8 protein-coding genes are annotated in these 7,181 nt (G+C 61.6%); 1 reads left to right on the top strand and 7 read right to left on the bottom strand.

Translation table 11 applies throughout. The features are described 5' to 3' along the window. Nucleotides 1-54: 54 nt before the first annotated feature. From WD767_08550 to yajC, 4 genes are read right to left on the bottom strand one after another with little or no spacing between them, the layout of a single operon-like run. Nucleotides 55-423, bottom strand: a complete 369-nt coding sequence (locus tag WD767_08550; protein ID MEX2616130.1) for an Mth938-like domain-containing protein — start codon at nucleotides 421-423, stop codon at nucleotides 55-57. 37 nt (nucleotides 424-460) lie between these two features. Then, nucleotides 461-1,402 (bottom strand): protein translocase subunit SecF, encoded by a 942-nt coding sequence (gene secF / locus WD767_08545; GenBank protein MEX2616129.1) that lies wholly within the window; start codon nucleotides 1,400-1,402, stop codon nucleotides 461-463. Nucleotides 1,403-1,412: 10 nt separating this feature from the next. After that, entirely contained in the window at nucleotides 1,413-3,026 is a 1,614-nt protein-coding gene (secD, locus tag WD767_08540; protein MEX2616128.1) for a protein translocase subunit SecD, read from the bottom strand. A gap of 32 nt (nucleotides 3,027-3,058) precedes the next feature. Then, nucleotides 3,059-3,457 carry a preprotein translocase subunit YajC gene (gene yajC / locus WD767_08535; protein MEX2616127.1) on the bottom strand — a complete coding sequence of 133 codons (399 nt, stop codon included), beginning with the start codon at nucleotides 3,455-3,457 and terminating at the stop codon, nucleotides 3,059-3,061. 298 nt (nucleotides 3,458-3,755) lie between these two features. Here yajC and WD767_08530 point away from each other — a divergent pair, with 298 nt between their 5' ends. Next, on the top strand, nucleotides 3,756-4,613 hold the full coding sequence (locus WD767_08530; protein ID MEX2616126.1) for an ATP-binding protein: 858 nt from the start codon (nucleotides 3,756-3,758) through the stop codon (nucleotides 4,611-4,613). Between the two features lie 5 nt (nucleotides 4,614-4,618). Here WD767_08530 and WD767_08525 read toward each other — a convergent pair whose 3' ends face one another. From WD767_08525 to surE, 3 genes are read right to left on the bottom strand one after another with little or no spacing between them, the layout of a single operon-like run. Beyond that, nucleotides 4,619-5,731: a peptidoglycan DD-metalloendopeptidase family protein gene (locus WD767_08525; GenBank protein MEX2616125.1), complete on the bottom strand. Its 1,113-nt coding sequence runs from the start codon at nucleotides 5,729-5,731 to the stop codon at nucleotides 4,619-4,621. Between the two features lie 8 nt (nucleotides 5,732-5,739). Continuing rightward, a complete protein-coding gene (locus tag WD767_08520) occupies nucleotides 5,740-6,408 on the bottom strand; it encodes a protein-L-isoaspartate(D-aspartate) O-methyltransferase (protein MEX2616124.1) in 669 nt (222 codons plus the stop codon). Further along, entirely contained in the window at nucleotides 6,405-7,181 is a 777-nt protein-coding gene (gene surE, locus WD767_08515) for a 5'/3'-nucleotidase SurE (GenBank protein ID MEX2616123.1), read from the bottom strand. The genes WD767_08520 and surE overlap by 4 nt, the downstream gene beginning before the upstream one ends.

Raw genomic sequence — 7,181 nt, 5'->3', positions numbered from 1 at the left:
GATCGGAATCACCCGGGTGATTCCGATCAAACACGATCCGATCTATCCCCGATGCTACAGTGCGATCAGGGCGGCGGCGACGCGGCGATCTTCCGCCATCAGCACATTATAGGTCCGACAGGCCGCCCCAGTATCCATCGTATCCAGCACGATGCCCGAATCCCGCAGCGTGCGTCGCAGCGCCGGCGACACGAATTCATGCCGCGACCCGGTCCCCAGCAACAATACCTCCACCGGCGGGACGGCTTCCGTTACCGCGGCAAAGCTTTCGGCGTCGATCTGGTCGAACGCGGAAACATGCCATTCCAGGGTGCGGTCGGGAAACACGACGATCGACTGTTCATGGACGACCCCCGACACCCGGAACAGCCCCGGTCCATAGGCCCCGATGAGCTGGCGGTCGCCGGGGATGAGCGGTGTCATTTCCATCCCGATGCCGTCCGTATCCGGCCAGTAACCATTATTCCTGAACGGCGGGAAGCCCGTCTTCCACCCGCTCTTCCGCGACCCCGCGATCCGGGCGGATATACAGCAAAAGCGGCACCGCCAGGGCAATCGAGGAATAGGTGCCGATCACCACGCCCCAGATCAGGGCAATGGCGAAACCCCGGATGACCTCACCGCCGAACACGTACAGCGCGATCAGCGCCAGCAGCGTCGTCAGGCTCGTCACCACGGTGCGGGACAGCGTCTGATTAATGGAAATATTGAACAATTCCTCGTAAGGCATTACTTTATAACGCCTCATGTTCTCCCTGACCCGGTCGTAAACGACGACGGTATCGTTGATGGAATAACCTGCGATCGTCAGGATGGCGGCCACCGTGGCGAGGTTGAACTCGATCTGCAGCAGCGCGAAGAGGCCGATCGTCGAAATCACGTCGTGCAACAGCGCCAGCACCGCGCCGACACCGAACTGCCATTCGAACCGGAACCAGATATAGACAAGCATCGCCAGCATCGACGCCAGCACCGCATAGATGGCCGCTTCCCGCAATTCGCCGCCGACGGTAGGCCCGACCAGTTCGGTCCGGCGGTATTCCACAACGCGGTCGCCCAGCCGGGATTTCACCGCCGTGATCGCGGCCTGTTGCGCATCGCCGTCGCCTTCCTGCCGCTGGATACGGATCAGCACATCTTCCGGCGCGCCGAATTCCTGCAATGTCACTTCGCCGAGATTCAGCCCGCTCAGTTCGCCGCGCAGCATCCCGATATCGGCGGGGCCGTCCGTTCGGGCCTCGATCAGTATCCCGCCCAGGAAGTCGATGCCGAGATTGAGGCCCTGCCCGAAGTAAAGGCCGAGGGACCCCAGGATCAGCACACCGGACAACGCAAACGCAACGATCCGGCGGCGAATGAACTGGATGTTCGTATTGTCGGGAATGAGTTTCAGCGTTTTCATCAATCGCTTCCTATGCCGGCAATACCTGCGGCCGCGTCCGCCGCAGCCAGAGAACGACAAACAGACGGGTCACCATGACGGCGGTGAACATCGACGTCACCAGCCCGATGCTCAACGTCACCGCGAAACCCTTGATGGGGCCGGTCCCGAAGACATAGAGCAGAATGGCGGCAATCAGGGTTGTAATGTTCGCATCGATGATGGTCGTCATGGCGCGGCGATAGCCCGAATCGATGGCTGAAATCGGCGTCCGCCCATTCCGCGTTTCCTCGCGTATGCGTTCGAAGATCAACACATTGGCATCCACCGCCATGCCGATGGTCAGAACGATCCCGGCAATACCCGGCAGGGTCAGTGTCGCCTGCAATACGGACAGCAGTGCCGTGATCAGCGCGATATTGAAGAACAGGGCGATGTTCGCCAGCACCCCGAACAATCCATAGGAAACAACCATGTAAACCAGCACAAGGCCGAGCCCGATCAGGCTGGCGACCTTGCCCGATTCGATGGAATCGCGGCCAAGGCCCGGACCGACCGAACGTTCCTCAAGGAAGGTTACCGGCGCCGGCAAGGCGCCGGCGCGCAGCAGCAGCGCCAGATCCTGCGTTTCCTGAACCGTGAACCGGCCGGTGATGATGCCGCTGCCCCCAAGAATGGGCGATTCGATATTCGGCGCGGAAATCACCTCGCCGTCGAGAACGATCGCCAGGCGGCGATTGACGTTTTCCCGGGTCGTATCGGCAAAACGGCGCGCGCCGATGCTGTCGAAACGGAAACTCACGACCGGCTGATTTGTCGCCCCGAAGCTCGGCTGGGCGTCGACCAGGTGGTCCCCGCCAACCCGTACCCGTTTCTGCACCAGGATATGCTGGACCTGACCGCCGGGCCCCCTGTCGCGCATCGGCAGCAGCAAGGATGTCGGCGGGACCCGTCCGTTGAGCGCCTGCTCGACCGAGTTCGACTCGTCGACCATGTGGAACGTCATTTTTGCCTGTTGACCGATCCGGTCCTTGAGCTCCTCGGGATCGTCGACCCCGGGAACCTGCAGCAGGATCCGGTCCTCGCCCTGGCGCTGGATTGTCGGCTCCAGAACGCCCTGCGGATTGATCCGGATTCCCAGAATGGCAATGATCTGGTCCACCGTGCGGGCTATCAGCGCCTTGCGGCCCGCCTCGGTCATTTGCACGGAAAAGGCGCCGCTATCGTCGACCTGCACTTCCATTTCGTCGGCCGATTCACCGGATGCCGTGAATATCCCCGTCCGGTACAGCGCACCGACCTCACTGCGAATGGCGTCCAGGTTGGCCGGATCCAGCAGGCGAAAGACAACCGCATCGCCGGATACCGCAAGGCCCTGATATTTTACCCTGGCGGCGCGCAGTATGCCGCGAATCCGGTCTGTTTCGTCTTCCAGGCGATCCTTGATCACCACATCGCTGTCAACCTGCAGCAGCAGATGCGATCCGCCCTGGAGGTCGAGGCCAAGACTGATCTGCTTGCCCGGCAAGCCGTCCGGAACGCCTTCGAACAGCGCCCTGTCGAAAAAATTCGGAATGGAATAGACAATGCCCAAAGCGCAGATGACCGCGATCAGAATCTTGTTCCAGGTGGCAATTTGAACCATGAACGCCCAGCTCCGTAACCGCGGTTATCCCGCTATTTCTTGCCCAGGAGCTTGCCCATAAAGCCGCCGCCCTGCTGTCCAGCGCCACTGTTATTCGCGGCGCTGGGCGTGGCGCCGGGTTCCGGCTTTGTCAGAACGGTGGAAATCGTCGAACGGGCAATCTTGACCCGGACCCCTTCGGCGATTTCGATCATGGCTTCGTGATCGTTCAGAACCTTGGTGACCGTGCCGTATACCCCCCCGCCGGTCACGATCTTGTCGCCCCGCCGCAAGGCTGCGACCATCGCCTGATGGGCCTTCACTTTTTTCTGCTGCGGCCGGATCAACAGGAAATAGAACACGGCGAAAATCAGCACGATCGGCATCATCGAGGTGAGCAGGTCACCGCCGCCAGCACCACCAGCTTGCGCCCAGGCCGGGGATATAAACATGGAACTCTCCCTATCTTGCCGCACCCACATGCACGGACGGCGGAATATAACGGTCCAGCCCGCAATTGCAATCGCGCGTGCGGTCATTGACGCGACATTGCGGGCCTGTAGCGGCGATAATATTCCGGTTCGCGATTTACCGCGATGCGCGACAGTCGCGGACCCGCGAAAACCACCACGCAGTTAATGCCGTAAACGCCGTATTCAAGCGAATTCCGGCGCGATGCGCAGAGAATTGACCGGGCACCCCGCGGCGGTTAGGTTCCGCCGCCTGTTTCATCACTTCCGGAAAACCAGCATGTCCGATCAGGATATCGTCACCCTGCTGTCGCGTATCGCCGACAGTCTCGAGCGCCTCTCCCCGGCGCCGGCGCCGGCTACCGATTTCAATTCCGCCGACGCCTTCGTCTGGCACGCGGAAAGCGGCACGCTGGAACCGGTAATCGAGGTTAATCGCCTTGATATATCCCTGCTGCAGGGGATCGAACGGCAGCGCAATACGCTGTATGAGAACACCATGCGCTTTACCGAAGGACTGCCGGCGAACAACGCGCTGCTCTGGGGCGCACGCGGCACGGGCAAAAGCTCGCTGGTGAAGGCCGTGCATGGCGACATTGTGGGCAAGGCGCCGGGCAGCCTGGCGCTGGTCGAAATTCATCGTGAGGATATTCCCTCCCTGCCCCGGCTGCTGACGTATCTGCGTCAAAGCGCGCGCCGCACCATCCTGTTCTGCGACGACCTTTCCTTCGACGGCGACGACGCCAGCTACAAATCGCTGAAGGCGATCCTGGAAGGCGGGATCGAGGGCCGGCCTGCCAATGTTATCTTCTACGCCACGTCCAACCGTCGGCACCTGCTGTCGCGCGACATGATCGATAACGAACGTTCCACCGCGATCAACCCGTCGGAAGCCGTCGAGGAGAAAGTATCGCTATCGGACCGTTTCGGCCTGTGGCTTGGTTTTCACAACAACGATCAGGACACCTATTTTGCGATGATCGAAGGCTATGTGAAGCACTTCGGCCTGGAGATCGGCGAAGCGGAATGGCGCGCCGAAGCTATCGAATGGTCGATGACCCGGGGAGCGCGCTCCGGCCGCGTCGCCTGGCAGTATATCCAGGACCTCGCGGGACGCCTGGGCAAGCGTATCGGTTGACTTATCTACCCTGACGCAAGATTCGGCAGGTATTTCGCCGGATCCACCGCCGATTTCCCCTTGCGGACCTCGAAATGCAGTTGCGGCGTGGAGACGCTGCCGGTGCTGCCCACTGTCGCGATGGGCTGCCCGCGGCGTACCGTATCGCCGCGGCGTACCGAAATCGTATCGTTATGCGCATAGGCGGTCATGTAATCATCCGCGTGGCGTATCAGGATCATGTTGCCGAAACCGAGCAGTGCGTTGCCGCTGTACACGACGATGCCGTTTTCCGCCGCGCGTACCGGCGTTCCGCGCTCAGCGGCAATATTGACCCCGTCATTGTGCAAGCCCTGTCCCTTCGATCCGAAGGACGATATCAGTTTTCCCCGGACCGGAAGCAGGAACGTCCGCCCCGATCGCGGCGGCGGCATCGGCACCGAGGGATTGGCAGCCGCCTGTTTCACGCGCGGGGCCGATGCGACGGGTCCGGCGGACGGCGTGTCGCTGCCGGCTGAAACGGGGGGCGATTTATCCGTTTGACGCGCCACTGTTTCCGCCGCAGCGGCGGGGACGGATGTTGCAGCGTCCTCCACCGGTTCCGGCAGGCGCAGGCTGCGTCCGGCGACAATCATATAGGGCGGCGGAATATCGTTCAGCCGCACCAGCGCATTCATCGCAACCCCATAGGTTCGCGATATGCCGTACAGCGTTTCACCCGTCCGGACAATATGGTCCCGCGGCACGGGAACGCGCAATGTCTGGCCGGGCCGCAGGACATACGGCGCCTGCAGATTGTTCAGCTCGATAATGCCGCGAATGGGAACACGGTAGATGCTGGCTACGGCATATACGGTTTCGCCGCTGCGTACCTGGTGCAGCCCCGAATACCGTGAGGTCGGCGTGGCGGGGGGTAATTCCGCCTGCGTCACAGACCTATCCCTGCCCTGCACCGGTACTTTCGCCGGCGTTTGCGGCGCCGGTCGGGTTTCAGTCGGTCGATTGCGTTCGTCGTACAGCACGACGCGGGCCGGTTTGGTGAAGGGTCCGGACGAACACGCCGCGAGGACCAGCGCCGGCATCGCTATCGCACCGGCGATACGGATGAAATTGCGGGATCGGCGCATTCGCGAAGTCATGGCCGCCCCTACCGAGACTCCGCCTGTCCTGATACCGTTGCGGCGACCGGCATCCCCTCCACCAATGGCAGAAATCGCACCGGGCCGCAATCCTGCGTATCCAGCCCGTCCACGGTGCGGGTCACACGCAGGATCCGCTGTTCATGCCGCTCATCGCCGACAGGAATGACCAGCACGCCGCCGATGGCCAGTTGTCCGGCCAGCACGGGCGGTATTTTTGGCGCGGCCGCACAGACGATGATATGGGTAAAGGGCGCCTGTTCCGGCCAGCCGCGCCAGCCATCGCCGGTCTTCGTGGTAATGTTGCGCCGTCCCAGCGCCGTAAACCGTTGTTCGGCGCCGCGCAGCAGTTCACGATGCCGTTCGATGGAATAAACCCGGCGGCACAAATGCGACAGGATCGCCGTCTGGTACCCGGAGCCGGTACCGATTTCCAGCACCTTCACCCGGTCATCCACCGCCAGCGCCTCGATCATCTGCGCGACGACCCGTGGACGGCTGACTGTCTGGCCGTGCCCGATCGGAAGAGCCGTATCCTCATAGGCCCGATCGCAGAACGCTTCCGGCACGAACATGTCGCGCGGCACGCGCTCCATCGCCGTCAACAGGGCAGTATCTATTATACCGCTCTGCCGAAGACTGAGAATGAGCCGTATTTTTTTCGATGCCGAAGTCATGGAAAGAATTTCTTCAGGCTGCGCAGTGTGCCCTGATGGGTCAGGTTCATATGCAGCGGCGTTATCGAAATTTCATGCCGTTCCAGCGCCTGATAGTCGGTATTGCCCGCGCGGACCGCGCGATTGACCGCCGGGCCGATCCAGTAATAGGTGATCTGCCGCGGATCCTTCAATTCCCGAATATCGTAGCCGGCCTGCCGATGCCCCTGGGCGACGACGTTGACGCCCGCCACCTCGTCCGGCTTGCAGTCGGGAAAATTGACGTTCATCAGCACATCGGATGACCAGCCAGCCTCGATCAGCTGGCGAATGATACCCGGCGCGAAGGCTTCCGTCGTTGGCCAATGCGCTATTTTCTCGTCATTGGTTTCCTGACTCAGCGCGATGGCGGGAACATCAAGGATCGTCGCTTCCATGGCGCCTGCAATGGTGCCCGAATAGGTCACATCGTCGCCGACATTGGCGCCGCGATTGATCCCCGAGAGCACCAGATCGGGCGGCGTTTCCTTCATCAGTTCGGAAACCGCGAACAGCACGCAATCGGTCGGGCTGCCGGTCAGCGCAAAGCGCCGTCGGGACAGCTTCCGAAGTCGCAGCGGCTGGGTCAGCGTCAGCGAATGTCCCGCGCCGCTCTGCTCGGTTTCCGGCGCCACGACCCATACATCGTCGGCAAGGGTCTTTGCAATCCGTTCGAGAACCTTCAACCCGGGCGCATTGATCCCGTCATCGTTGACGACAAGAATTCGTGTCGGCAATACCCCTGCCTCGGCCAT

Source organism: Alphaproteobacteria bacterium (assembly GCA_040905865.1).
GTDB lineage: Bacteria > Pseudomonadota > Alphaproteobacteria > UBA8366.
The sequence above is the reverse complement of the archived record's forward strand: the minus strand, read 5'-3'. Positions and strand labels throughout refer to the sequence as shown.

Coding starts and splice junctions, on each gene's coding strand:
- WD767_08550 (MEX2616130.1), bottom strand. CDS start 423: ATGACACCGCTCATCCCCGGCGACCGCCAGCTCATCGGGGCCTATGGA.
- secF (MEX2616129.1), bottom strand. CDS start 1,402: ATGAAAACGCTGAAACTCATTCCCGACAATACGAACATCCAGTTCATT.
- secD (MEX2616128.1), bottom strand. CDS start 3,026: ATGGTTCAAATTGCCACCTGGAACAAGATTCTGATCGCGGTCATCTGC.
- yajC (MEX2616127.1), bottom strand. CDS start 3,457: ATGTTTATATCCCCGGCCTGGGCGCAAGCTGGTGGTGCTGGCGGCGGT.
- WD767_08530 (MEX2616126.1), top strand. CDS start 3,756: ATGTCCGATCAGGATATCGTCACCCTGCTGTCGCGTATCGCCGACAGT.
- WD767_08525 (MEX2616125.1), bottom strand. CDS start 5,731: ATGACTTCGCGAATGCGCCGATCCCGCAATTTCATCCGTATCGCCGGT.
- WD767_08520 (MEX2616124.1), bottom strand. CDS start 6,408: ATGACTTCGGCATCGAAAAAAATACGGCTCATTCTCAGTCTTCGGCAG.
- surE (MEX2616123.1), bottom strand. CDS start 7,181: ATGGCCGAGGCAGGGGTATTGCCGACACGAATTCTTGTCGTCAACGAT.